The organism is Phenylobacterium sp. (assembly GCF_041913825.1).
Lineage (GTDB): Bacteria > Pseudomonadota > Alphaproteobacteria > Caulobacterales > Caulobacteraceae > Phenylobacterium.
This window is the reverse complement of sequence record NZ_JAYSEO010000033.1, coordinates 21,212-43,846: the sequence shown is the minus strand read 5'-3', so window position 1 is coordinate 43,846 and position 22,635 is coordinate 21,212. Positions and strand designations below refer to the sequence as shown.

22 protein-coding genes are annotated in these 22,635 nt (G+C 69.9%); 14 read left to right on the top strand and 8 right to left on the bottom strand.

The genetic code is table 11. The features are described 5' to 3' along the window. Positions 1–36: 36 nt before the first annotated feature. The 3 genes from ACE3Q8_RS20975 to ACE3Q8_RS20965 form a co-directional block, all read right to left on the bottom strand. Positions 37–1,113 carry an aldose 1-epimerase gene (locus tag ACE3Q8_RS20975; RefSeq protein WP_374472565.1) on the bottom strand — a complete coding sequence of 359 codons (1,077 nt, stop codon included), beginning with the start codon at positions 1,111–1,113 and terminating at the stop codon, positions 37–39. A 3-nt stretch (positions 1,114–1,116) separates the two neighbouring features. After that, positions 1,117–2,409, bottom strand: coding sequence for a family 1 glycosylhydrolase (locus tag ACE3Q8_RS20970; protein ID WP_374472563.1), 1,293 nt, complete (start codon positions 2,407–2,409; stop codon positions 1,117–1,119). 129 nt (positions 2,410–2,538) lie between these two features. After that, positions 2,539–2,778: a hypothetical protein gene (locus ACE3Q8_RS20965; RefSeq protein WP_374472561.1), complete on the bottom strand. Its 240-nt coding sequence runs from the start codon at positions 2,776–2,778 to the stop codon at positions 2,539–2,541. 161 nt (positions 2,779–2,939) lie between these two features. Between ACE3Q8_RS20965 and ACE3Q8_RS20960 the strand changes: the two genes are divergently transcribed. From ACE3Q8_RS20960 to ACE3Q8_RS20935, 6 genes are read left to right on the top strand one after another with little or no spacing between them, the layout of a single operon-like run. Next, the gene (locus ACE3Q8_RS20960) at positions 2,940–3,788 is read left to right on the top strand and encodes an SMP-30/gluconolactonase/LRE family protein (RefSeq protein WP_374472573.1); all 849 of its coding nucleotides are present in this window, start codon (positions 2,940–2,942) and stop codon (positions 3,786–3,788) included. A gap of 60 nt (positions 3,789–3,848) precedes the next feature. After that, positions 3,849–5,573, top strand: a complete 1,725-nt coding sequence (locus ACE3Q8_RS20955; RefSeq protein WP_374472559.1) for an IlvD/Edd family dehydratase — start codon at positions 3,849–3,851, stop codon at positions 5,571–5,573. Further along, positions 5,573–6,325 carry an SDR family NAD(P)-dependent oxidoreductase gene (locus ACE3Q8_RS20950; RefSeq protein WP_374472558.1) on the top strand — a complete coding sequence of 251 codons (753 nt, stop codon included), beginning with the start codon at positions 5,573–5,575 and terminating at the stop codon, positions 6,323–6,325. The genes ACE3Q8_RS20955 and ACE3Q8_RS20950 overlap by 1 nt, the downstream gene beginning before the upstream one ends. Beyond that, on the top strand, positions 6,325–7,242 hold the full coding sequence (locus ACE3Q8_RS20945) for a 2-dehydro-3-deoxygalactonokinase (protein ID WP_374472556.1): 918 nt from the start codon (positions 6,325–6,327) through the stop codon (positions 7,240–7,242). Before ACE3Q8_RS20950 ends, ACE3Q8_RS20945 begins: the two co-directional genes overlap by 1 nt. Next, on the top strand, positions 7,239–7,862 hold the full coding sequence (locus ACE3Q8_RS20940) for a 2-dehydro-3-deoxy-6-phosphogalactonate aldolase (protein WP_374472554.1): 624 nt from the start codon (positions 7,239–7,241) through the stop codon (positions 7,860–7,862). The genes ACE3Q8_RS20945 and ACE3Q8_RS20940 overlap by 4 nt, the downstream gene beginning before the upstream one ends. A 47-nt stretch (positions 7,863–7,909) precedes the next feature. Next, positions 7,910–8,128, top strand: a complete 219-nt coding sequence (locus ACE3Q8_RS20935) for a hypothetical protein (protein ID WP_374472553.1) — start codon at positions 7,910–7,912, stop codon at positions 8,126–8,128. A gap of 40 nt (positions 8,129–8,168) precedes the next feature. On the opposite strand, the gene ACE3Q8_RS20930 is transcribed toward ACE3Q8_RS20935, so the two are convergent. Further along, the gene (locus ACE3Q8_RS20930) at positions 8,169–10,433 is read right to left on the bottom strand and encodes a family 1 glycosylhydrolase (protein WP_374472551.1); all 2,265 of its coding nucleotides are present in this window, start codon (positions 10,431–10,433) and stop codon (positions 8,169–8,171) included. Positions 10,434–10,539: 106 nt separating this feature from the next. Between ACE3Q8_RS20930 and galE the strand changes: the two genes are divergently transcribed. The 5 genes from galE to ACE3Q8_RS20905 all read left to right on the top strand — a co-directional run bounded on the left by galE (position 10,540) and on the right by ACE3Q8_RS20905 (position 16,237). Then, complete coding sequence (gene galE, locus ACE3Q8_RS20925) at positions 10,540–11,601, top strand: UDP-glucose 4-epimerase GalE (protein ID WP_374472550.1); 1,062 nt, start codon at positions 10,540–10,542, stop codon at positions 11,599–11,601. A gap of 286 nt (positions 11,602–11,887) precedes the next feature. After that, a complete protein-coding gene (gene glf, locus ACE3Q8_RS20920) occupies positions 11,888–14,182 on the top strand; it encodes a UDP-galactopyranose mutase (protein WP_374472548.1) in 2,295 nt (764 codons plus the stop codon). A 113-nt stretch (positions 14,183–14,295) separates the two neighbouring features. Beyond that, a complete protein-coding gene (locus ACE3Q8_RS20915) occupies positions 14,296–14,484 on the top strand; it encodes a hypothetical protein (RefSeq protein WP_374472546.1) in 189 nt (62 codons plus the stop codon). Positions 14,485–14,507: 23 nt separating this feature from the next. Continuing rightward, positions 14,508–14,897: a helix-turn-helix domain-containing protein gene (locus ACE3Q8_RS20910; RefSeq protein WP_374472544.1), complete on the top strand. Its 390-nt coding sequence runs from the start codon at positions 14,508–14,510 to the stop codon at positions 14,895–14,897. 20 nt (positions 14,898–14,917) lie between these two features. Further along, a complete protein-coding gene (locus ACE3Q8_RS20905; protein WP_374472543.1) occupies positions 14,918–16,237 on the top strand; it encodes a M20/M25/M40 family metallo-hydrolase in 1,320 nt (439 codons plus the stop codon). Here ACE3Q8_RS20905 and ACE3Q8_RS20900 read toward each other — a convergent pair. Next, complete coding sequence (locus ACE3Q8_RS20900) at positions 16,234–17,868, bottom strand: AMP-binding protein (protein WP_374472542.1); 1,635 nt, start codon at positions 17,866–17,868, stop codon at positions 16,234–16,236. The genes ACE3Q8_RS20905 and ACE3Q8_RS20900 overlap by 4 nt on opposite strands. Before the next feature lie 125 nt (positions 17,869–17,993). On the opposite strand from ACE3Q8_RS20900, the gene ACE3Q8_RS20895 reads away from it, so the two are divergent. The 3 genes from ACE3Q8_RS20895 (at position 17,994) to ACE3Q8_RS20885 (ending at position 19,200) form a co-directional block, all read left to right on the top strand. After that, a complete protein-coding gene (locus ACE3Q8_RS20895; RefSeq protein WP_374472540.1) occupies positions 17,994–18,239 on the top strand; it encodes a DUF6356 family protein in 246 nt (81 codons plus the stop codon). A gap of 97 nt (positions 18,240–18,336) precedes the next feature. Further along, positions 18,337–18,807: a hypothetical protein gene (locus ACE3Q8_RS20890; protein WP_374472539.1), complete on the top strand. Its 471-nt coding sequence runs from the start codon at positions 18,337–18,339 to the stop codon at positions 18,805–18,807. A 132-nt stretch (positions 18,808–18,939) separates the two neighbouring features. Then, a complete protein-coding gene (locus tag ACE3Q8_RS20885; RefSeq protein ID WP_374472537.1) occupies positions 18,940–19,200 on the top strand; it encodes an SWIB/MDM2 domain-containing protein in 261 nt (86 codons plus the stop codon). Between the two features lie 77 nt (positions 19,201–19,277). Here ACE3Q8_RS20885 and ACE3Q8_RS20880 read toward each other — a convergent pair whose 3' ends face one another. The 3 genes from ACE3Q8_RS20880 to ACE3Q8_RS20870 are packed head-to-tail and all read right to left on the bottom strand — an operon-like array spanning position 19,278 to position 22,635. Next, on the bottom strand, positions 19,278–20,243 hold the full coding sequence (locus ACE3Q8_RS20880) for a type II secretion system F family protein (RefSeq protein ID WP_374472535.1): 966 nt from the start codon (positions 20,241–20,243) through the stop codon (positions 19,278–19,280). Continuing rightward, positions 20,240–21,196, bottom strand: coding sequence for a type II secretion system F family protein (locus ACE3Q8_RS20875; protein WP_374472533.1), 957 nt, complete (start codon positions 21,194–21,196; stop codon positions 20,240–20,242). The genes ACE3Q8_RS20880 and ACE3Q8_RS20875 overlap by 4 nt, the downstream gene beginning before the upstream one ends. Then, positions 21,193–22,635, bottom strand: a complete 1,443-nt coding sequence (locus ACE3Q8_RS20870; RefSeq protein ID WP_374472531.1) for a CpaF family protein — start codon at positions 22,633–22,635, stop codon at positions 21,193–21,195. The genes ACE3Q8_RS20875 and ACE3Q8_RS20870 overlap by 4 nt, the downstream gene beginning before the upstream one ends.

The window sequence follows — 22,635 nt, the reverse complement described above, 5'->3', positions numbered from 1 at the left end:
GCCCTCGTCTGGCCCGGGGTAACCAATGGATGTTACTCAGGTTCCTAAGGCAAAGGCCTCGAGGCGCACTTCGTAGGCGAGGCGGCCGCCAGGCGGGATGCGCGCCATGCCGGTGTCGGCGCCCGGCGGCCAGATGTCGGCGTAGGGCTCGGCCAGGTTGAACTGCGGCTCCACCACGACGAACGGCTTCTCAGGCGGGGCGTAGACCTGCACGGCCTTCACCTCGGGGGTCGGCGTGCTGATCCGGAGGCCGACACCCGCCGCCGGATCGAGCACCTCGACCACAGCCTGGCCCGCCTCGCGGCGCAGTCCTGTGAAGCAGTCGTCGAGGTAGAGGTCGCCCAGCGCCGCCCCGTCCCGCGCGCCGAAGTCGTAAGCCGTGCCGGCGGTCGGCAGGAGCCGCCCGGTGGGCAGCACCTCGTCGTAGTCGTTCACCTCGGTGCGCACGGCGGCGGGCAGCCGCAGCCGGGCCTGAGTGCGATCGCCGCTCGGGAGTTGGAAGTAGGGGTGCCAGCCGACGCCCAGGGGCAGCGGCTCCGGCCTCACATTGCGGGCCTCGACACGCAGCAGCAACGCGCCGCCCGCGAGCCGGTACTCGAAGTCAAGGTCGGCCGCGCCCGGCCACCGGCCGCCGAAGTCGCCGGCCGCAAAACGTCCGCGGACGCGGTCGGCCTCGGCCGCGAACGGCACGTGGGCGTCCAGGATCAGCCCGTGCATGGCGTACTGCTCGGCGCCCTCCGCCTTGCCGCCCCAGTTGCGTGGCAGGCGGGCCCGACGGCCGTCAACCATCGCCTCGATCTCCCGCGACCCGTGCAGGGCGCGGCCGCGGATCCGGTTGGCGAACGGGATCAGCAGGGCGCCACCGAAGGCGAAGGCCCGGTTGCCGGCGAAGTCGTCCGGCCCGCCGGAGAGTTCGCGAGCGGCCTCCTCCAGCGGCGGCGCGTGAAGCGCGTCGGTCATCTCGCCCGACGGGAGGCGCAGGCGCGCCTGCAGCAGCATCATGCCGCGACCCGGCAGCACCACGGCTTCGGTGAAGGCGGGACCCGCCAAGGGCAGATCGCGGGCGCGGAGGCGGACGGCCGGGGCGCCGCCGATCTGCGGAGCCTCGTCCACGGGTCAGGCCTGCCGACTGTCGCCGGCCGCGAGCTCGACGGACCGCAGGTGCCGCGCCTCGGCCCGGTGCCGCTGTGCGGCGGGCTCCTCGTACTCGGCCGGCGGCACGATGGGCACGGAGAGACAGACGCTCTGGGTGGGCAGCACCTCGCCCCAGTCGGCGATGAGCTGCTTGTAGGAGCGGCCCACCGGTCGGATCTCGCGATTGAGATCGTAGAGCCCCACCGGGTGCACCCGGCCGTTGTCCTCGCGCAGGCCCGTGTCCCAGTCCATCTGGTCGGTCAGCGAGTACCAGGTGAAGCCCACGGTCGGCACGCCGTCGTTGCGCACGCGCAGCACGTTGGCCCACTCCTTCCAAAGCCAGTTCACCGCCTCGTCCCCGTTCGGGCCTTCGACGATGTTGGTCTCGGTGTGCATCACCGGCAGGCGGTAGCGGTTGTAGTACTGCCGGGTGATCTCGCTGTAGCCGAAGATCTCGCCGGACGCGCGATGCGTGCCGTCGGCGGCCACGCGGTGCTCATTCGTCCAGTAGTAGTCGTTGCCCAGGATACAGTGGTGGTGCAGCGCGTTGCCGAGGAAGAAGTGGTATTCCTCCCGCGTCATCCCGTTGTCCATCAGGTACTCGTACATTTCCGAGTCGACCCGGTGGCCGTAGTTGAGGTCCAGCGACAGGAAGCGCTTGGAGTTTTCGATCTCGGCCGGCTTGATGGCGGCGGGGTTCTCGGCGTGGAAGTACTCCGAGGACTCGCTCTGGATGAAGATCGCGTCGGGACGGATCTTCAGGATCTCCTGCATCGCGCGGACATTGGCCTTCACGATGTGCTTGAGCGCGGTGACGAAGGTGCGGTCCGTCGTGCCCTGCTCGTTCCACCAGCCGTACTTGCCGGAGAACTGGGCGCAGATGAACATCTCGTTCACCGGCGTGTAGAGCTGCACCCAGGGGAAGCGCCGCGCGAAGGCCGCGGCGTAGCGGGCGAACACCTCCGGGAAGTCGGGGTTCTGGAAGTCGCCGATCCAGTCGGGCACGCCGAAGTGGCAGAGGTCGACGATGGGAACGATGTTGCGGCGCTTCAGCTCGGCGAAGGTGACGTCCGAGAACTCCCAGTCGTAGCACTCGGGGCCAAGCAGGCTGGTGTGCAGCGGCGGGCCGTAGCGCAGGTAGCGCAGGCCCAGCTCCTCCACGAGTTCGAAGTCCTTCCGCCAGTGGCGGTAGTGGCCGCAGGACTCCATCTGGTCCACGCGCACGCGGCCGTTCTTGATCTTCGGGATGCTGTTCTCGATCCCGGTGGCGAACATGAAGGCGGAGATGACGCGTCCTCCGAATAGCCGCGCAAATGCACGGCGCCCCGAAGCCGGTTAAACTCCGGGGCGCAGGCTCGGTTCAAGTGTCGCCCGCCGCGCGAAGCGGCGGGAGGATGGAATGGGTTACTCGGCGGCCTCGGCCAGGGTCTGGCCGTTGATCTTGCGGCAGCGGGAGACCAGGGCGAGATGGTCCGCGCCGTTCACGACGTTGCGGACCCAGGCCTTGTCGCCGTGCACGGCGATGACCTCGAAGTGCGGGAACAGGTTCGGACCCGTGCGGACGAGGTCGCCGACGCCGATCTCTTCGTCGTACTCGCGCTCGTGGCTGATCGAAAAAACGTCGGAATAACTGGACAGCGACATCTGTGGGATCCCCTCCCGATTCTGTCGACTAAGATAGTAGACCCGAGACTCTGAACGGAACCAAAACGCCGACGTCAGGATGTCGCAGCCGCGCGACAACAGTGTTCGCGGAACTGTCACACGATTCGGCGGCGGCCTGAGCACAGGAGAGACGGTTGTCGGTGCGTTGCGTGGTCCAAGCCTCTGATCAGCTTGGAGAAGGGCCGATTTGGGCGACCGCTGAGCAGCGGCTGTACTGGTTCGACATCAAGGGCCGGAGGTTGAGCTGGTACGAGCCTTCCACCGACGCGCGTGGGACATTCGAGCTCCCCCTGCGCGCGAGCGCCGCAGCCCCCAGGGCCTCCGGCGGGCTGCTCATGGCCACCGAAAAGGGACTGGCGTTCTGCGATCCGGGGCAGGGGACGCTGGAACTCGTCCAGCCTTTTGACTTTGGCGAGGGCTTCCGCACCAACGACGGCAAGATCGACCCGCAGGGCCGGTTCTGGTGGAGCACCATGGACGACGACGGCGGGAAGCGCCCGGGCGCCGTCTATCGCACCGGTCCGGACATGCGGACGGTCAAGGTGCTGACCGGCATACACATCCCGAACACCATCTCGGTCAGCGGTGACGGCAAGCTGCTCTACATGGCCGACAGCAAGCTGCAGACCCTGTTCACCCACCAGGTCAGCGACCTCTCCAAGGTGCGTGAGTTCGCCCACACGCGAGGCGAGACCGGCTCGCCCGACGGCTCGGCCATCGACGCGGAGGGCTACCTCTGGAACGCGCAGTGGGGCGCCTGGCGGATCGTCCGCTACGACCCCTTCGGCCGTATCAACCGCATCGTCGAGGTGCCGGTGGAGCAGCCCACGAGCTGCGCCTTCGGCGGTCCGGACCTGACCACGCTTTACATCACCAGCGCCTGGGACGAGCTGTCGCCGCAGGCCCGCGAACGCCAGCCCCTGGCCGGCGGCCTGTTCGCCTTCGAGCCGGGCGTGAGGGGGCTGGCGCTTCCCGCCTTCCAGGGCTGAACCGGCGCGCCCGCTCGGGGGTTAAGGAGACGCATCTCCGAGCAAAAGAGGGTCAGGCGCATGGCCGACAAACCGCTGCGCAGCCAGAAGAGCTACGGCAAGCTCGACCGTGACGGCTTCATCCACCGGAGCTGGATCAAGGGCACGGGCCTGCCGGACCACGTCTTCGACGGTCGGCCGATCATCGGCATCTGCAACACCTGGTCGGAGCTGGTCACCTGCCAGTTCCATCTGCGCGACTTGGCCGAGTACGTGAAGCGTGGGGTGTGGGAGGCGGGCGGCGTGCCCATCGAGTTCCCGGCCATGAGCCTGCCGGAGACGCAGATGCGGCCCACGGCCATGCTGTTCCGCAACCTGCTGGCCATGGAGGTGGAGGAGAGCATCCGGGCCAATCCGATCGATGGGGTGGTGCTGCTGGGCGGCTGCGACAAGACCACGCCTGGCCAGCTCATGGGCGCGGCCAGCGTGGACCTGCCGGCGATGGTGGTCTCGTCCGGGCCGATGCTGAACGGCAAGTGGCACGGCAAGGACATCGGCTCGGGCACGGACGTCTGGCGCTTCTCGGAGGCGGTGCGGGCCGGCGAGATGACGCTGAAGGACTTCCTCTCGGCCGAGAGCTCGATGAGCCGCAGCCACGGTGTGTGCAACACCATGGGCACAGCCTCGACCATGGCCAGCCTGGTGGAGGCGCTGGGCATGAGCCTGCCCAACAACGCCGCCCTGCCGGGGGTGGACTCCAGGCGCAAGACGCTGGCCCACCTGACCGGCAACCGGATCGTCGAGCTGGTGAAGCAGGACGTGCGCATGTCGCAGATCCTGACGCGGGCGGCCTTCGAGAACGCGATCCTGATGCACGCCGCGATCGGCGGCTCGACCAATGCGGTGGTGCATCTGCTGGCGCTGGCCGGCCGGGTTGGCGTGGAGCTGACGCTGGAGGACTTCGACCGGATCGGCCGGGAAAGCCCGCTGCTGGTCAACCTGATGCCGTCGGGCAAGTACCTGATGGAGGACTTCTGCTACGCTGGCGGCTGCCCGGCGGTGATGAAGGAGCTGGGCTCCGTCTTCCGCCGCGAGGCGATCACCGTCTCCGGCCACACCCAGGGCGAGATCGCCGAGGCCGCCGAGGTCTGGAACCGCGACGTGATCGGCACGGTGCAGCAGCCGGTCGGTCCGTCCTCGGGCGTGTGGGTGCTGCGCGGCAACCTCTGTCCCGACGGGGCGATCATCAAGCCGAGCGCCGCCACCCCCTCGCTGCTGACGCACCGCGGCCGGGCGGTGGTGTTCGAGGATATAGAGGACTACCACGCCCGCATCGACGACCCGGACCTGGAGGTCGACGAGACGTCGGTGCTGGTGCTGAAGGGCTGTGGGCCCAAAGGCTATCCGGGCATGCCGGAGGTGGGCAACATGGCCTTGCCGCCGAAGCTCCTCCAGAAGGGCGTGCGCGACATGGTCCGCATCTCGGACGCGCGGATGAGCGGCACAGCCTACGGCACGGTGATCCTGCACGTATCGCCGGAGGCCGAGGCCGGCGGCCCCCTGGCGCTGGTGCAGAACGGCGACGAGATCGAGTTCGACGGGCCGAACCGCACGCTGAACCTGCTGGTCAGCGAGGTGGAGCTGGTCAGCCGCCGCCATGCCTGGGAGCAGGCACGCAAGCCGTCGCAGTTCACCCGCGGCTGGTACAAGCTCTACATCGACACGGTGATGCAGGCCGACCAGGGCGCGGACCTCAGCTTCCTGGTGGGCAAGTCGTCCAGCGAAGTGACGCGGGAAAGCCATTGATGGCCTACGCCAGCTATCCGAGCCTGCAGGGGCGGGTTGTCTTCGTCACCGGCGGCGCCTCGGGCATCGGCGCGGAGTTCGTGCGCCAGTTCCACGGACAGGGCGCGAAAGTCGCCTTCGTGGACCTGCAGGAGGGCGAGGGCCGCGATCTCGCCGCGGCGCTGGGCGAGGGCGCCTGGTTCCGCCAGTGCGACGTCACCGACGTGCCGGCGCTGCAGGCCGCAATCCGCGATGCGGCGGCGGCGCTGGGGCCGGTCACCGTGCTGATCAACAACGTCGCCAACGACACCCGACACAAGGCCGAGGAGACCGACATCGCGGCCTGGCGGCGCGGGCTCGCGGTGAACCTCGACCCGGCTTTCGTCGCCGCCACCGCCGTCTACCCGATGATGAAGGCGGCCGGCGGCGGCTCCATCGTCAACGTGAGCTCGATCAACGCCATCTGGGGACCCGCCGACATGGCGACCTATGTGGCGGCCAAGGGGGCGATCAACTCGCTCTCCAAGGGACTCGCCCGCGAATGGGGCCCCGACCGCATCCGGGTGAACGCGCTCTCGCCGGGCTGGGTGATCACCGAGCGCCAGCTCGAGCTCTGGCTGACGCCGGAGGCCGAGGCGGACTGGGCCAAGCAGGTGGCCTTGAAGGACCGGCTGATGCCCGAGGACATCGCGCGGGCCGCCCTGTTCCTGGCCAGCGACGACAGCCGGATGATGACCGGCCAGAACATGATCGTGGACGCGGGAAGGCTGTGATGGCCGAAGCCGCGCTGCTCGCCTGCGACTGGGGCACCACCAACCTCCGGGCCTGGACCCTCGATGCCGAGGGCAGGATCGTCGAGCACCGGGAGTTCGACCTCGGCGTCTCGCGGCTTGCGCCAGGTGAGGCCGCCCGGCGGTTCGAGGCGGAGGTTCGTCCGGCATTCGGCGCCGAGGGGCTGCCGGCGATCCTCTGCGGCATGGTGGGCTCCAACCTCGGCTGGACCGTCGCCCCCTATGCGGATTGTCCCGCCGGCCTGAACGATCTCGCGCGCCGCCTCGTGGCGGTCGAGGCGCATGGCGGCTGGGTGCGGATCGTCCCGGGCATGCGCAGTGAGGGCCTGGCCGGCAGCCCCGACGTCATGCGGGGCGAGGAGACCCAGCTCATGGGCTGGCTGGCCCAGCACCCCGACCGCCGCCGCGGCCGGCAGGTGGTCTGCCATCCGGGCACGCACGCCAAGTGGATGCTGGTGGAGGACGGCCGCCTCGTCCGCTTCGTGACCGCCATGACCGGCGAGCTGTTTGCGGTGCTCGGCAAGCACAGCGTGCTGAAGAGCGATGCGCCGGCCGACGACATGGACGCCTTCGGCCAGGGGCTGGCGGCGGCGGGGGATGGCGACGCGCTCGCGGCCCGCCTGTTCACCGCCCGCGCCCGGGTGGTCGGCGGCGGCCGGTCCGCCGAGAGCACGCCGAGCTACCTCTCGGGCCTGCTGATCGGGGCCGAGGTCGCGGCCGTTCCCCGGCTGCTCGGCGTGCCCCCGCAGGCCCGCGTCACGCTGCTCGGCGACGCCCGCCTTTGCGAGCTCTATGAACGCGCCCTCGCGGCGCGAGGGGTGACGCACGAGACCTTCGATGGCGAAGCGGCGGCCGTGGCCGGTCTCTTCGCGCTCTACAAGCTGGGAGGGGCCTCATGACCCTCGACGACGCGCTCGCGCATTGCCCGGTGGTCGCCATTGTCCGCGGCATCCGGACGGACGAGGTCCTGGACCACGCCGCCGCCCTGCTCGAGGCGGGCGTGCTCGGGATCGAGACGCCGCTGAACTCCCCCGATCCGATCGAGAGCATCCGCAAGCTGGCGGCGGAGTTCGGCGATCGAATGGCGGTGGGCGCCGGCACCGTGCTGACGGCCGAGCGCGTGGACGCCGTGGCCGCCGCGGGCGGGCGGATCATCGTCTCGCCGAACACCCAGCCGGCGGTCATCCGCCGCGCCGTGGAGCTCGGGCTGGATCCCGCGCCCGGGTTCGCGACGCCGAGCGAGGCCTTCGCGGCCATCGAAGCGGGCGCGAAGCACCTGAAGCTGTTCCCCGCGGTCACCTATGGCCCGGCGCACGTGAAGCAGATCAAGGCGGTGCTGCCGCCGGAGGCCGTGGTTTGGGCGGTGGGCGGGGTGGGCCCCGACTCCATGGCCGACTGGTGGGCGGCCGGGGCGCGGGCTTTCGGGCTGGGCGGCGAACTCTACCGCGCCGGGCAGACCGTCGCCGAGACGCGCGAGAAGGCGGCTCGCGTCGTCGAAGCCGTCGGCAAGCTCCGCTGAACCACCCAGGGGGGCCGGGGGTTTAGCTCCCGAACGGAGGGATCCCCATGAAACAGCTCAGCCGCTTCTCCATCGACGTGCGCGAAACGGACTTCGTCCTGACCCTGGAGGACGACTCCGGCGAGAAGCACGAGTTCGCCGCTTCGCCCGAGCAACTGGACGCCGTCATCGACGCGTTGGACGAGCTCCTCTCCGAACACGAGGAGGAGCTGTTCGAGGTCGAGGAAGACGAAGAGGGCCCTACCTACCAGAAGCCGCTCGGCTGACGGGGCCCCGGCTCCCTCTCCGGGCGGGGAGGGAGCGCGCCTAGGCCTCTTCCTGCTGCTCCCCGCGTGGGCTGCGCATGAAGAGGTTCGGGCGGCCGTCGGCGATCGCCTCGGCCTCGGCCACGAACTCGGCGTCGGTGACGATCGCGGCGTACCGGGCGATGGCGTTCTCCAGGCTGGGCATCACCTGAGCGTGCTCGGTGCCGAGCGGCGCGTAGGCCGGTCGCGGCGCGGGCCAGCCGAAGGTGGCGCACGCCACTCCCCGCACCAGCCTCTCGTCCAGACCCAGCGCGCGGGCGATCCGGCGGGCGAACTCCGCCCAGGAGACCTCGCCAGTGTTGGCGAGGTGCCGGATGCCGGTCTCGCCGTCGATCAGCAGGTCCAATGTCGCGTCCACCAGGTCCGGCACATAGGTGGGGGAGACCACGAGGTCCTCGGCGGCGGTCAGCTCGCGTCCCGAACCAACGGTCCGCAGGACGTGGGACGCGAAGTTGAAGGCGTCGAAGGGCGAGAAGAACGCCGCCGTTCGGATCATCAGCGGCTGGCCGCCGAGGTCGAGGATCTCGGCCTCGGCCTGCGCCTTACTCTGGCCGTAGACGTTGAGCGGGCGGGGCGCGTCGCTCTCCACGTAGGGACGGTCCGTGCGGCCGTCGAACACCAGGTCGCTTGAATAGCCCACCATCGGCAGGCTGCGGTCGCGGCAGAGGCGGGCGAGGCGCACCGCGCCGTCCGCGTTGGCGGCCATGCAGGCGGCGGCCTCGGCCTCCGCGTCGTCCACACGCACCCAGCCGGCCGCGTTGATCACCCCCCACGGCGCGCTTTCGTCGAGCACGCGGGCGATGGAGGCCTCGTCGGCCAGCGACAGTTGCTCGCGCGAGGTGAGCAGGTAGTCGATTCCGCGCCATTCGCAGGCCCGGGCGAGCGCCTTGCCGAGCGTGCCCGTGGCGCCGACGATCAGCAGCGGACGGGCCGGCGGCTGGCCCGTGCGCCACTCCGGCCGCGGCTCGGGCGAATCCACAGTGCGGAAGGCGGGGCGGAACTCCATGCGGATGTCGCGTCGCCACCAGCCGGGACCCTGGGTGGCGGGGTGGATCTCGCCAGAGCCGGTTCCCAGTCGCTTCAGCTCGGCGGCGATGGCGGTCGGGCGCGGCGCGCCGGTGCGGACGTCGAACGCGCCCACCTCGTAGTGGCCGATGTGGCGGGTGAGCAGGCTGTTCCAGTCGTAGGTGCCGAGCAGGGCCCAGGCGGTGACGGCGCGGACGTCCGCGCCGCGGGCGCGCAGGCGGTGCGCCACCTCCCACGCCTCGCGGACCCAGCGCACCTGCTCCTCGCGAGTGCAACCATTGTGGGACTCGGTCACGGCCACCGGGCGGCGATAACGGCTCCAGGCTTCCTCAAGGACGCCCTCCAGACCAGCCGGAGCGGGCAGGGCGACGCGGACCGCTTCCACGTCGGCGTAGGCCATGAACTGGTTTCCGCCGTGGCGCTCGGGCGGATAGTCGTCCACGCGGTGGTCGAGGAACCGGTCCGAGGTCAGGTAGTGGTTCACGCCAAGGACGTCGGGCGGGCATGGGTCGTCCAGGATGGCCCGCAGGCGGTCGCCGAAGCCCAGCGATTCAAGGCGTGGCCACAGCAGGTGGTCCGGCTTGACCAGTCCGCTGAGCAGGTCCCAGGTCATCCAGCGGCGGGCGTTGTCGTAGTCGGCCTGGTGCTTCACCGCCCGCGTGGAATAGGTGCGGCCGAGGTCCTCCGTCTGGATCAGCTTGGCGTGCGGATTGACGCGCCGGATCTCGCGCATCGCCATGCGGGTGGCGTCGATCTGGTTGAACAGGGCGGCCCAGAACATGTGCTCGTCGGCCAGGTGCGGATACCAGTGGCCGTAGAGGGCGGAGAACCGGGCGGTGGTCAGCGGCTCGTTGACGGGCGTCCATTCGGCGACCCAGGGATAGCGCTCCGCGGCCGCGCGGGCGTAGCCGGCGAAGGCTTCGGCGAAGCCCGGATCGACGAGGCTGGTGTAGCGGGGGCCGCTGCCGTGGTGCAGGAGCCCGGCGATCGGCCGCATGCCGAGGTCGCGGATGCGCGCCAGGCGCTCGTCGGTCCAGCTCCAGTCGAGGTCGTCCGGTCGTCGGGGCGCCACGCGCTCCCAGAGCACCGGGTAACGGAGGGCGCTTAGCCCCAACTCCGCGAACCGCTCGAGGTCTTCGATCCGGTGGTGGTGTCCCGAACGGACCGTCTGGTCGTGGAACGCCCCGCCGACGCGGTTCACGGTGCATTCGTGACCGCCCCAAAGCTCGAGTTCAGGCATACACTCTGGCTTTCCCGTCACATCCCGAGGATTAAAGCCTCAGCTTCAGGAGAACGTTCCAGAACGTGGCAATTGAGCTTTGGAACGGTTCAGGAGGCGGAGGATTATGACCTTCATGGATCGGGGATCGAAGCCCGCCGTCCTCGTGACGGGCGGGGCCGGCTACATCGGCGCACACACCGCGAAGGCTTTGCATGAGCAGGGTTTCCTGCCTGTGGTCTTCGACAGCCTGAGTTCGGGATTCCGGGAGGCGGTCCGTTGGGGTCCCTTCGTCCACGGCGACATCCGCGATGCGGGCGCGCTGGCCGACGCCATCGACGCCCACAACGTCAAGGCGGTGATCCACTTCGCAGGCCTGATCGAGGTGGGCCGCTCGGTTGTGAAGCCGGACCTTTTCTGGGAGCACAACGTCGGCGGCACGGTGACCCTGCTGTCGACCATGCGTGAGAAGGGCGTGAACCGCCTGGTCTTCTCGTCATCCGCGGCGGTGTACGGCCAGGGCGGCCGCGCCGCGCTGGAAACCATCCCCGAGGCGGCGCCGAAGGCTCCCGCGAGCCCCTACGGCGACACCAAGCTCGCCTGCGAGTGGATGATCGAGGCGCAGTGCCGCGCCTATGGGCTGACCGCGGTCGCCCTCCGCTACTTCAACGCCGCGGGGGCCGATCCCTCCGGTCTGATCGGCGAGGCGCACGAGCCTGAGACGCACCTGATCCCGCTGGCCATCGCCGCGGCGCTCGGCGATGGGAAGCCCCTCACCGTCTTCGGCAGCGACTTCGACACGCCGGATGGGACCTGCCTGCGCGACTACATCCATGTGAACGATCTCGCGGCCGCCCACGTGGAGGCGCTGAAGGCCGAGCTCGCGCCCGGCGCCTACGAGGCTGTCAATGTGGGCACCGGCGTCGGCGCCTCGGTGCTCGAAGTGGTGGAGGCCGTCGGCCGCGCCGTCGGCCGGCCCGTGCCGCACAGCGTCGGCGCACGCCGGGCCGGCGATCCGCCGAGCCTGGTGGCAGATCCGGCTCGCGCCGGCGCGCTGCTCAATTGGAGGCCGGTCTGCTCGTCGCTCGACCAGATCGTCTCGGACGCCCTGCGGTGGGAACGCTCGCCTCAGTACGGCGCCGGCGTGCGCGGTGGCCGCTGCGGGACCGTCCAGACGACCCACGCCTAAGTCGGACAACCGACATTCACCATCGCGTGTACTCAGCGATGGTGGCGCTTAGCTTTTGATTACTGAAGAAGTGATGCTCCCGTCTGCATAGGCACGGGAACCTTTATGGCTGCCGCGAGTTACTACAGCGGGCTTCGTGTGTCGATTTTCAAAAAGGAATGCGGTCTTGAACACTCAGTGGTTCCCGAGCGCTGAAGGCGCTGCGCCATTGTCAACTCCGTCTTTTGGGCCGCGTTCCCGAGGTCGTCAGACCCTGATCTGTTTTTCCCACCTTCGATGGGATTTCGTGTTCCAGCGTCCTCAGCACCTGATGACCCGCTTCGCCCAAGGGCGGAAGGTGGTCTTCTGGGAAGAGCCGGTCCCGGGTCCGGCGGAGGAGGCGCCCCGCCTCGACAGCCGCGTATGTCCCGACAGCGGTGTCCTGGTGGTCACCCCGGTCCTCGCCGACGGCGGTTCGCCCGAGGAACGTGACGCCCTGCTGAAGGGCCTGCTCGACACCTTCCTGGCCGGCAACGAGAACGACCTGATCCGCTGGTACTATACCCCGATGATGCTCAGCTTCTCGCGGCATCTGGATGCGGTATGCACCGTCTACGACTGCATGGACGAGCTGGCGAACTTCAAGTTCGCGCCGCCCGAGCTGACCATCCTCGAGCGCGAGCTGATGACGCTGGCCGACGTGGTGTTCACCGGCGGCTACTCGCTTTGGGAAGCCAAGCGCGACCGCCATCCCAATATCCATCCCTTCCCGTCGAGCGTCGACCGGGCGCACTTCGCCAAGGCCCGCACCCTGCGCGAGGAGCCGGCGGACATGGCCGGCATCCCCTGGCCGCGGCTGGGCTTCTACGGCGTGGTCGACGAGCGGATGGACCTGCAGCTCCTGGCCGCCCTGGCCGACGCGCGGCCGGAGTGGAGCCTCTGCATCGTCGGACCGGTGGTGAAGATCGACCCGGCGGACCTCCCGCAACGGCCGAACCTGCATTACCTGGGCGGCAAGGGCTACGAGGACCTGCCGAAGTACCTGGGCTCGTGGGACGTGGCGCTGATGCCCTTCGCCATCAACGAGTCCACCCGCTTCATCTCGCCGACCAAGACGCCGGAATACCTGGCGGGCGGCCGGCCAGTGGTCTCCACCCCGATCGTGGACGTGGTCCGCCACTACGGCGACCTGGAGGCGGTGAAGGTCGCCTCCACGCCCGAGGAGTTCATCGCCGCCTGCGACCAGGCCCTGGCCCTGTCGCGCCTCAAGGGCGACTGGCTGAAGGCCGTGGACGCCATGCTCTCGGCTCTGTCGTGGGACGAGACGTTCACCCGGATGAACGCCGAGATCGGCCGCGCCGTCGGCCTGCGCCAGCAGGCGACCGCCGAGGCGCTGGCCCAGGCGGGCGTCGCCGCGCCGGCCGTGCGCCCGGCCTCGCGCAGCAAGCCTTTCGACTATCTGATCGTCGGCGCGGGCTTCGCGGGATCGGTGCTCGCCGAACGCCTGTCGACCCAGCTCGGCAAGCGCGTGCTGCTGGTGGACCGCCGGCCGCACATCGGCGGCAACGCCTACGACGAGAAGGACGCGGCGGGCGTGCTGATGCACAGGTACGGCCCGCACATCTTCCACACCAACTCGGACGATGTGGCGAACTACCTGTCCCAGTTCACCAGGTGGCGGCCGTACGAGCACCGCGTGCTGGGCTCCGTGAAAGGCGGCCTGCTGGTGCCGGTGCCGATCAACCGGACCACGCTGAACACCCTCTACGGGCTGAACCTGCAGACCGACGATGACGCCGCGGCCTTCCTCGCCAGCCGCGCCGAGCCGGTGGAGAAGATCAAGACGTCGGAGGACGTGGTGGTCTCGGCCGTGGGTCGTGAGCTCTACGAGACCTTCTTCCGCGGCTACACCCGCAAGCAGTGGGGCATGGATCCCTCGGAGCTCGACAAGTCGGTGACCGCCCGGGTGCCCACCCGGACCAACACCGACGACCGGTACTTTACCGACAAGTTCCAGAACATGCCGCTCGATGGCTACACCCGCATGTTCGAGAACATGCTGGACCAGAAGGGGATCACCATCGAACTGGGCGTCGACTACGAGGACGTTCGCGGAGAGGCGGTGTTCGACCACCTGATCTTCACCGGTCCGGTCGACGAGTACTTCGACCACCGCTACGGCAAGCTGCCGTACCGGAGCCTGGCGTTCGAGCACAAGACCCTGGATCAGGAGTGGTTCCAGCCGGTGGGCACCGTCAACTACCCGGAGGAGGGCGTGCCCTACACCCGGATCAGCGAGTACAAGCACCTGACGGGGCAGTCCTCGAAGCAGACGACGATCACCTACGAGTACCCGCGGGCCGACGGCGACCCGTACTATCCGGTGCCGCGGCCCGAAAATGCGGCCCTGTACAAGAAGTACGAGGCGCTGGCGCTCGAGACCCCCAACGTACACTTCGTCGGCCGCCTGGCCACCTACCGCTACTACAACATGGACCAGGTGGTGGGGCAGGCCCTGGCGACCTTCCGCCGGATCGCCGAGCGGGAAGGCCGGACGGTCATCGCCGCGCAGAGCGCGGCCCGGGCGATCGCCGCAAACTAACGCGGCGCCACTCCCGCGATAGTTAATTTTCAACTGGAAGGCGGCCCTCGCTTCGCGGCGGGGGCCGTTCCGTGTTAAGCGCCGCCATAGATGGTGAGGGGCGTGAGTCCAGGATGGTGAGGACCGACAAGGAACGCGCACGTGAGATCGCGCAGAATCTCGTCGATCTGCTGTCGTCCTACGAGGAGGAGCTGATCGCCCTCGAGCGTGATGCACCCGGTGTGGGCCCGCTGCGCCGCGCCGTCGGCATGGCGATCGCCGAGGCCTGTTACCTGATCTCGGACGGCGCGCCGCCGAACTAGACGAAGAGGACGACAACCCCACCATGGCCCGCAAATCCGAGGCGCTCGCCGATCCTGTGGACATCGCCGTCGGCGCGCGCATCCGCCTGCTGCGCAAGGTCCGCGGCCTGTCGCAACAGGCCCTGGCCGAAGCCGCCGGCGTGACCTTCCAGCAGATCCAGAAGTACGAGCGCGGCGCCAATCGGGTCAGCGCCTCGATGCTGTCGCGGATCGCCAAGACGCTGGGCGCGCCGGTTTCGGAGATGTTCGGCGAGGTCGGGCCGGCGAGCGGCGCCATCGACGAGGTGGCGGCCCTGCTGGCGGAGCCCGGCGCGCTCGAACTCCTCAAGGCCTATTCGCACCTTCCCAAGGGGCCGCCGCGCTCGGCCCTCGTGGACTTCGTCCGCACGCTCGGCGAGAAGCAGCCGGGCTGATCCCCCTCCAGGAGCGTCCCATGCGTTCGACCCTTCGCGCCCTCGTCCTGGCCGCGGGGCTGCTGGCGGCTGCGCCGGCGGTGGCCGCGCCGCCCACCGCGGCCGAGGCGCGGATGATCGCCACCGTGAAGGCGGAGCACGGGCGGAACGTCGAGCTGCTCGAAAAGCTCGTGCGGGTGAACTCCGGATCGATGAACCTCAAGGGCGTCGAGGCGGTGGGCGGCATGATGCGCGCCGAACTCGAGCCGCTGGGTTTCCAGGTCCGCTGGATCCCGATGGCGGAAACCGGCCGGTCCGGGCACATCGTGGCCACTCACAAGGGGAACGGCCGCGGCAAGCGCATGCTGCTGATCGGCCACCTGGACACCGTGTTCGAGCCGGATAGCCCGTTCCAGGGCTGGACCCGGCGCGCCGACACTGTCGAAGGGCCCGGCGTCGGCGACATGAAGGGCGGTCTGGTGATCATCGTCTCGGCGCTGCGCGCCATGCAGGCGGCGGGGACTCTGAAGGACGCCGACATCACCGTGGTGCTCACCGGCGACGAGGAGAAGCCGGGCAGTCCCATCGCCATCGCCCGCCGGGACCTGATCGCGGCCGGCCGGAGCAGCGACGTGGCGCTCGACTTCGAGGGCCTGTCCGTCGAGGGGGACAGGGACATCGGCTCCATCGCCCGACGCTCGTCGAACTCATGGACCATCCGGGTGAAGGCGAAGTCCGGCCACTCCTCCGGCGTCTGCACCGAGGGCATGGGCTGCGGCGCCAACTATGAGCTCGCCCGGATCATCGAGGCCTTCCGGCGCGAGCTGCCGGAGCCGAACCTGACCTTCAATGTCGGCATGATCGCCGGCGGAGCCAAAGCCGCGGCGAACGCCGGTGAGACTGGCGTCTCGGCGGTCGGCAAGACCAACATCATCTCGGCGGAAGCCGTGGCGCTGGGTGACATCCGCACGCTGTCGAACGAACAGGAGGCGCGGGTCCGGGCGAAGATGCAGGCGATCGTCGCCCGCTCCCTGCCGCAAGCCCAGGCCACCATCGAGTTCGCCGACACCGGCTATCCGCCGATGGCGCCCACCGCGGGCAACAAGGCCCTGCTGCGCAAGCTGAACGAGGTGAACGCCACGCTCGGGCTGCCGGAGATGTCGCAGGGCGATCCTGCCCGCCGGGGCGCCGGCGACATCGCCTTCGTGTCCTTCATCGATGGGCTGGTGGGCCTGGGCATGGCCGGGGAGGGCGCCCACGCCCCGGGCGAGACGGCCGATCTCCGCAGTCTCGACCGCCAAGCGCAGCGCGCCGCCCTGTTGATGAGCCGCCTGACCCGGGAGCCGCGCGGCAAGCGCTAGCCCGGCCGGCCCAGCGCCTTCAGCGCCCGATCCTTGACCGCCTTGTAGTCCACCTTGCCGTTGGGAGCCCGGCCGATGGTCTCCACCAACACGAGCTCGCGCGGCGCCTTGTAGCCGGCGAGCTGCCCATGGACGTGCGACGAGAGCTCGGGGAGGGACGGCGCTGCCGCGCCCTCGGGCTCCACCACCGCGCAGATCCGCTCGCCGAACCGCGGATCGGGAACGCCCACGACCACCGCGTCGCGCACCCCGGGGTGGGTCTTCAGCGCCTCCTCGACCTCCTCAGGGAAGACCTTCTCGCCGCCGGTGTTGATGCAGACCGAGCCGCGGCCCAGCAGCTTCAGCGAGCCGTCGGCGTTCACCTCCGCCCAGTCGCCGGGGACGCTCCAGCGCTGGCCGTCGATCAACCGGAAGGTCTTCGCCGACTTCTCCGGGTCCTTGTAGTAGCCGACCGGCAGGAAGCCGCTGACCGCCACCATGCCGCGCTCGCCCGAGCCAGGCTCCACACGGCGGCCGTCGTCGGTGAAGACGGCGCAGTTCGGGCCCAGCATGAAGGCGGCCGTCTGCATCTCGGCGCCCGGCGCGGAGGCCGAGGCTCCGAGACCCACGGCTTCCGAGGAGCCCAGGCTGTCGTAGATCACCGCATTGGCGCAGTGCCGCAGCAGGCCGCGCTTGTTCTCCTGGCTCCACATCGAACCGGACGAGCTCATGCTGCGGACGGACGACAGGTCCCATCGGCCGGGGTTCTCCTCCAACGCCTCGAGCATCGGCGTGGAGAAGGCGAGCCCCACCAGGACGATTGCGGTGGCGCCCAGCCGCTCCGCCTCGTTCCAGAGCTCGACGGCGTCGAACTTGCGCGAGGGAAGGGTGGCGACCGTCCCGCCCTGGTTCAGGCAGATGAAGGACGAGAACTGTCCGGTGCCGTGCATCAGCGGGCAGGCCACAAGGCTGATCGGGCGCAGGTGCTCCGGCTCCCCGATGCGCGCGACGAGATCCTCGATGGAGGCGGCCGGCGGCACGCCGAGCGCCGCGTTGCCGCCGGCCCCGATGACGTTGAACAGGTCGTCCTGGCGCCACATGACGCCCTTGGGCATGCCGGTGGTGCCGCCGGTGTAGAGCAGCAGCAGGTCGTCGGGCGAGCGCCCCCAGGGCGCCTTCGTGGGCCGCACGGCGGTCGGCGTCGCCACCACCGCTTCGTAGTCGGCCGACCACCCGGGCGCGGGATGGCCCGGCTCGGAAACCGCGATCCAGCGCTTCACCTTCGGCAGCCGCGGCCGGATCGCCGCCACCGTCTCGGCGAAACCGGCGTGGAACACGACCGCCTCGGCGTCGGCGTTGTCGAAGAGGTAGACCAGCTCCTCGGGTCCGTAGCGGTAGTTGGTGTTCACCGGGGCGAGGCCCGCCTTGAAGGCGGCGAAGTAGGTCTCGAGGTACTCGGGCCCGTTGTAGAGGTAGGCGGCGACCTTGGCCTGCTGCCCGAGTCCCGCCGCCAGCAGGTCCGCGGCCAGCGCGTCGGCGCGCGCGTCGAACTCCGCCCAGGTGAGGCTGCGTCCGCCCTGGATCTGGGCGGGGCGGCCCGGCTGAGCCGCGGCGATGGCTTCCCAGACGTCGGCGAAGGTCCACGCGGTCACCAGCCATCCTCCCATGTGCTTGTCGTTGCACGAAAGTTGGGCGCGTGCCGCCACGGCAAGTCAACCGCGGTGGCGCGCCGGGCGAATCCGTGGAGACATGGCCCGGCCACCCTCGAGGAGGACCGATGCTGGACCACTTCACCCGCCACCCCCACGCCGTGGGGGAGACCTACCTCGAGCATGCCCGCGCCGCCGGCGGGCTCGGCGTGGAGCTGGTCACCGCCGGTCTGGCGTGCCTGGTGCACGCCTGCGCCCCCTGGCTCTTTGAGGACTATGCGAGCCGGCGGGTGCGCAGTCTGCACGAGCGGCTCAGCCGTCGGCGGGCGCCCTGGGCGTGGAACGGCGAGGTCACGGGCGGCCTCGGCGTCTAGCGCCGCCGCCGAGCTGCGTTCCGGGAACCTGGGCCGCGCGCAGGGGTTGCTGCTGCGACGCCGCACCCGCGGCGACGCCAACCTTGGAGGCGCGATCATGGCTACGCTGCCTTACAGCGACCGAACCGACACCTACTCCGCCGAGCGCAGCGACGCCGGCGCGCATCGCACCCGCGACGTCGGCGCGACCATCTTCGTCTGGCTGGCCTGGGCGGCCGCGGCGATCTTCTGGGGCTTCGCCCTGACCACCGCCTTCGGAATCCTGAGCTCGCTGGGGCATCCCGCGGCCGACGGGCTCGACGCGGGCGAGGCCGACGTGGGCGGCATCGGCTGGATGACCATCAACTTCATCGGTGGACTGATCATCCTGGGCGGCGCCCTGGCCTATGGCGCCTACCGCTACGCCAGCCGGGACAAGCGCCTGGACCCGGTGACCGAGGCGGCCACCCACGCGCTCTACGACACCATCGAGCGTCAGGGCGGCGAGGACCGCACCACCCGTTCGCCGGAAGCCCGTGAGCCCATGGAACGCGACGCCTACCGGGCGTCTCAGTCGGATCTTCGCTAGAAAGAGGGGGCGCGACGCTCTGGCGCGCTCTAGGAGTGGCGCGCCGAACGATGCGCCCCTAGGATAGCTCAAGCGACTCAGCCCTCGAGAAGACGTCGGGGCGGCGCCTGAATACCTAGCTGGGGGAGCCCAATGGCCGAAACCAAGAAAACCAACGCCCTGCAAAAGCCGCTTACGCCCTCTTCCGAACTGGCCGCCGTGGTCGGTTCCGGGCAGCTTTCCCGGGGTGAAGTGGTCTCCAAGATCTGGGACTACATCAAGAAGAACAACCTGCAGAACCCGCAGAACAAGCGCGAGATCGTCGCCGACGCCAAGCTGAAGCCGGTCTTCGGCGGCAAGGACAAGGTCTCCATGTTCGAGATGAACAAGCACCTGGCGCAGCACCTGAAGTAGGACGCGCCGGCGGCGGGCCGAGCCCGCCACCGCTCGAGAGCCCCGCGGCTGACGCCGCGGGGCTTTTTCTTTGGTCGCTACTTGGCGAGCGCGTGCAGCGCCTGGACGACGGCCGGTCCGACCAGCACCACGAACAGCGGCGGAAGGATGAAGGTGATCATCGGCACCGTGAGGGTCGCCGGAAGGCGCGCGGCCTTCTCCTCGGCCTTCATCAGGCGCGCATCGCGGAACTCTGCGGCCAGCGTGCGCAGCGCCTGCGCCAGCGGGGTGCCATACTTCTCCGTCTGCGTGAGCGTGTTCACCAGCGCCCGGATGGCGGGCATGGGCGCGCGCCGGGTCAGGTTCTGCAGGGCGTCGCGCCGGTTGGGCAGGAAGCCGAGCTCGATCGCGGTCAGCCCGAGCTCGTCGGCCAGTTCGTCGGCGCCCTGGCCCATCTCACGGCCGACCCGGGTGACGGCGGCGTCGAGACTGAGGCCCGCCTCGGCGCAGATCACGAAAAGATCGAGGGCGTCGGGCAGCGCCTTCTGGATCTTCTGCTGGCGGCGCGTGATGGCGTTCCGGAGCAGCAGCGTCGGCAGGTAGGCGCCGGCGAGCATGCCGCCGCCGCCGATGACCAGCCGGAGCCGTCCGGACAGCTCCTGCACGAAGGCGGGCGCGAAGGCGTAGGCCAGCAGGCCAACCACCAGCGGACAGGCGAGCCGCAGGGTCAGGAAGATCGCCGTGGCGTCGGGCGAACGCCAGCCGGCCTGGGCGAGCAGGTCGCCCGCCTTGCGGGCCTCCTCGCCGCGATCGAGCTTCAGCCGCCCGATCAGGTTGCGGGCCGCGACGATGGTGCGTTCCCGCGGCGCGCGCCGGGGCGCGAGGCGGGCGGCGCGCAGTTCGCGGCGGCGCTTGGCGTGGCTGCGGGCGCGGGCGGCCATCAGGTCGCGCGGGGCGAGCGCTCTGAGCACCGTCAGGATAGTGAGGAAGTTCGCCAGCCCGACGATCAGCGCCACCACGGCGCCCGACGGCGCGTCGAACGGCATCAGCTCGGCGGCCTTCATATCTCGAACCGCACCATCTTGCGCATCACCAGCGCCCCTACGGTGAGGCTGGCCAGTCCCGCCGCAGCCATGAGCCGGCCGAGTTCGTCGGTAACCAGCAGGCGGATGTAGGCGGGGTTCACGGTGTACATCAGCGCGGCCATGACGAACGGCAGGGCCCCGATGATCAGGGCGCTCGCGGTCGCCTCCGAAGCCATGGCCTTGATCTTCAGGCGCATCTGCTGGCGCCGTCGCAGGATCTGCTCGAGGTTCTCCAGCGTCTCGGCGAGGTTGCCGCCGGTCTCCCGCTGGACCGAGAGCGTGATCACCAGGAAGTTGAACTCGGGCAGGCCGATCCGGCGGGCGGTCTGCCAGAGCGCCTCGTCCAGCGGCGCGCCGAACCGAACCTGGTCGGCGATCCGGCGGAACTCCTCGCCCACAGGATCGGCGATCTCGCGTCCGATCACGCCCAGGGTCTCGGTCACCGGCAAGCCGGCCCGCAGGCCACGCACGATCAGCGCCACGGCCTCCGGGAAGTGCTTGTAGAAGCGGTTGCGCTGGCGGCCGATGAGCAGGCCGACGCCCACGTGCGGCAGCCAGAGTCCGCTCGCCAGGCCCTCCAGCAGAGCGAGCGGCGGCGGGACGCGCAGCAGGAGGGCGGCGGTCGTCGCCACGACCATCACCGCCAGGCAGGCGAGGCCATAGTGCGTGAAGGTCAGGGAAAGGCCGGTGCCTTCCAGCCGGGTGCGCAGCACCGCCGGCTTCGGCAGGATCCGCTGCAGGACGGCGTCGAACGGGCCCTTCGAGGTGGCGCGCAGGGCGCGCTCGACCTGCCCCTGGGCGCCGTCGACGCCGCGCAGCTTGCGCGCCCGCTTCACCAGCCGACGAGCGCCGGGCGAGACGTCCGCCAGCGCCCAGGCGACCGCGGCCGCAGCGCCCAGCATCAGAAGGAGGAGGAGCGGCGGCAGGCTCACCCGACCGCCTCGAGCAGCATGCGGTCGAGCCCGTAGTACTCGGCGCGGGTGGTGAACGCCGGGCGCAGGCCGGAGGACTCGAACCGGCCCTTCAGCCGCCCGTCCGCCGCCTCGCCTTCGAAGCGGTAGGCGAACAGCTCCTGGGTGGTGATCACGTCCCCCTCCATGCCCACCACTTCGGTGATGGAGGTGATCCGGCGCACGCCGTCGCGCATGCGGCTGATCTGCACGATCATCTGCACCGCCGCGGCGATCTGGGTGCGCACCGCCTTGGACGGCAGGTTCACGCCCGACATGGCCACCATGTTCTCAAGGCGTGTCAGCGCCTCGCGCGGACGGTTGGCGTGGAGGGTCCCCAGGGAGCCGTCGTGGCCGGTGTTCATGGCCTGCAGCATGTCCATGGCCTCGGCGCCGCGGATCTCGCCCAGGATGATGCGGTCGGGCCGCATCCGCAGGGCGTTCTTCACCAGGTCGCGCATGGTGATCTCGCCCTTGCCCTCGAGGTTGGCGGGCCGGGTCTCGAGGCGGACCACATGCGGCTGCTGGAGCTGGAGTTCCGCGGCGTCCTCGATGGTCACCACCCGCTCGTCAGCGGCGATCATCTGGCTCATGGCGTTGAGCAGGGTGGTCTTGCCCGAGCCGGTGCCGCCCGAGATCAGCACGTTCAGGCGCGAGCGGGCGGCGATCTTCAGTACGGTCGCCATTTCGGGCGAGACGTTGCCCTGCCGGGCCATGCGGTCGAGGTCGATGCCCCGTTTGGAGAACTTCCGGATCGAGATGGACGCCCCGTCCAGCGCTAGCGGCGGGATGATGATGTTCACCCGGCTGCCGTCCGTCAGTCGGGCGTCGACCAGCGGGGTGGATTCGTCGATCCGCCGGCCGACCTGGCTGACGATGCGGCCGGCCACCGACATGACGTGGGCGTCGTCGCGGAACGCGGCCTCGGTGAGCACCAGCTTGCCCCGCTGCTCGACGAAGATCTGCTTCGGGCCATTGACCATGATGTCGGTGATGCTGTCGTCGGCCAGCAGAGGCTCCAGCGGGCCTAGGCCCAGCATGTCGTCCAGCAGCAGGTCCACCAGCTCACGCTGCTCGCGCTGGTTCAACTGGACCTTCAGCTCCGCGAGGATCTCCTGCACCGGGCCGGTGAGTTCGGCGGCGAGCTGGGCGCGGTCCAGCCGGCTCGCCACCTCGCTATCGATACGCTCCAGGACGCGCGCATGAGCGAGCGCGGCTGCCTCCTGGATCTTGCTCGAGCGGGCGGGCCGCGCCGGCGCGGCGGCGGGCGCCAGCGCGCCGGCCGTGGGACCGGCGTCATTGGCCGCCGGCGGAGCTGATGCCTGAGCCGGAGGGAGTTCTATCCCGGCCACGCCACGCTGCAGCGCCTCTTTCCGCCGCGCTTCGTCGCCAGAGCCGCCCAGTCCACGCCTGCCGAACAT

What these genes read in the sequence shown, in the direction of transcription:
- galE (WP_374472550.1), top strand. Translation starts at nt 10,540, where the DNA reads ATGACCTTCATGGATCGGGGATCGAAGCCCGCCGTCCTCGTGACGGGC.
- ACE3Q8_RS20910 (WP_374472544.1), top strand. Translation starts at nt 14,508, where the DNA reads ATGGCCCGCAAATCCGAGGCGCTCGCCGATCCTGTGGACATCGCCGTC.
- ACE3Q8_RS20930 (WP_374472551.1), bottom strand. Translation starts at nt 10,433, where the DNA reads ATGCCTGAACTCGAGCTTTGGGGCGGTCACGAATGCACCGTGAACCGC.
- ACE3Q8_RS20970 (WP_374472563.1), bottom strand. Translation starts at nt 2,409, where the DNA reads ATGTTCGCCACCGGGATCGAGAACAGCATCCCGAAGATCAAGAACGGC.
- ACE3Q8_RS20895 (WP_374472540.1), top strand. Translation starts at nt 17,994, where the DNA reads ATGCTGGACCACTTCACCCGCCACCCCCACGCCGTGGGGGAGACCTAC.
- ACE3Q8_RS20940 (WP_374472554.1), top strand. Translation starts at nt 7,239, where the DNA reads ATGACCCTCGACGACGCGCTCGCGCATTGCCCGGTGGTCGCCATTGTC.
- ACE3Q8_RS20945 (WP_374472556.1), top strand. Translation starts at nt 6,325, where the DNA reads ATGGCCGAAGCCGCGCTGCTCGCCTGCGACTGGGGCACCACCAACCTC.
- ACE3Q8_RS20915 (WP_374472546.1), top strand. Translation starts at nt 14,296, where the DNA reads ATGGTGAGGACCGACAAGGAACGCGCACGTGAGATCGCGCAGAATCTC.
- ACE3Q8_RS20950 (WP_374472558.1), top strand. Translation starts at nt 5,573, where the DNA reads ATGGCCTACGCCAGCTATCCGAGCCTGCAGGGGCGGGTTGTCTTCGTC.
- ACE3Q8_RS20870 (WP_374472531.1), bottom strand. Translation starts at nt 22,635, where the DNA reads ATGTTCGGCAGGCGTGGACTGGGCGGCTCTGGCGACGAAGCGCGGCGG.
- ACE3Q8_RS20880 (WP_374472535.1), bottom strand. Translation starts at nt 20,243, where the DNA reads ATGAAGGCCGCCGAGCTGATGCCGTTCGACGCGCCGTCGGGCGCCGTG.
- ACE3Q8_RS20935 (WP_374472553.1), top strand. Translation starts at nt 7,910, where the DNA reads ATGAAACAGCTCAGCCGCTTCTCCATCGACGTGCGCGAAACGGACTTC.
- ACE3Q8_RS20890 (WP_374472539.1), top strand. Translation starts at nt 18,337, where the DNA reads ATGGCTACGCTGCCTTACAGCGACCGAACCGACACCTACTCCGCCGAG.
- ACE3Q8_RS20905 (WP_374472543.1), top strand. Translation starts at nt 14,918, where the DNA reads ATGCGTTCGACCCTTCGCGCCCTCGTCCTGGCCGCGGGGCTGCTGGCG.
- ACE3Q8_RS20955 (WP_374472559.1), top strand. Translation starts at nt 3,849, where the DNA reads ATGGCCGACAAACCGCTGCGCAGCCAGAAGAGCTACGGCAAGCTCGAC.
- ACE3Q8_RS20965 (WP_374472561.1), bottom strand. Translation starts at nt 2,778, where the DNA reads ATGTCGCTGTCCAGTTATTCCGACGTTTTTTCGATCAGCCACGAGCGC.
- ACE3Q8_RS20885 (WP_374472537.1), top strand. Translation starts at nt 18,940, where the DNA reads ATGGCCGAAACCAAGAAAACCAACGCCCTGCAAAAGCCGCTTACGCCC.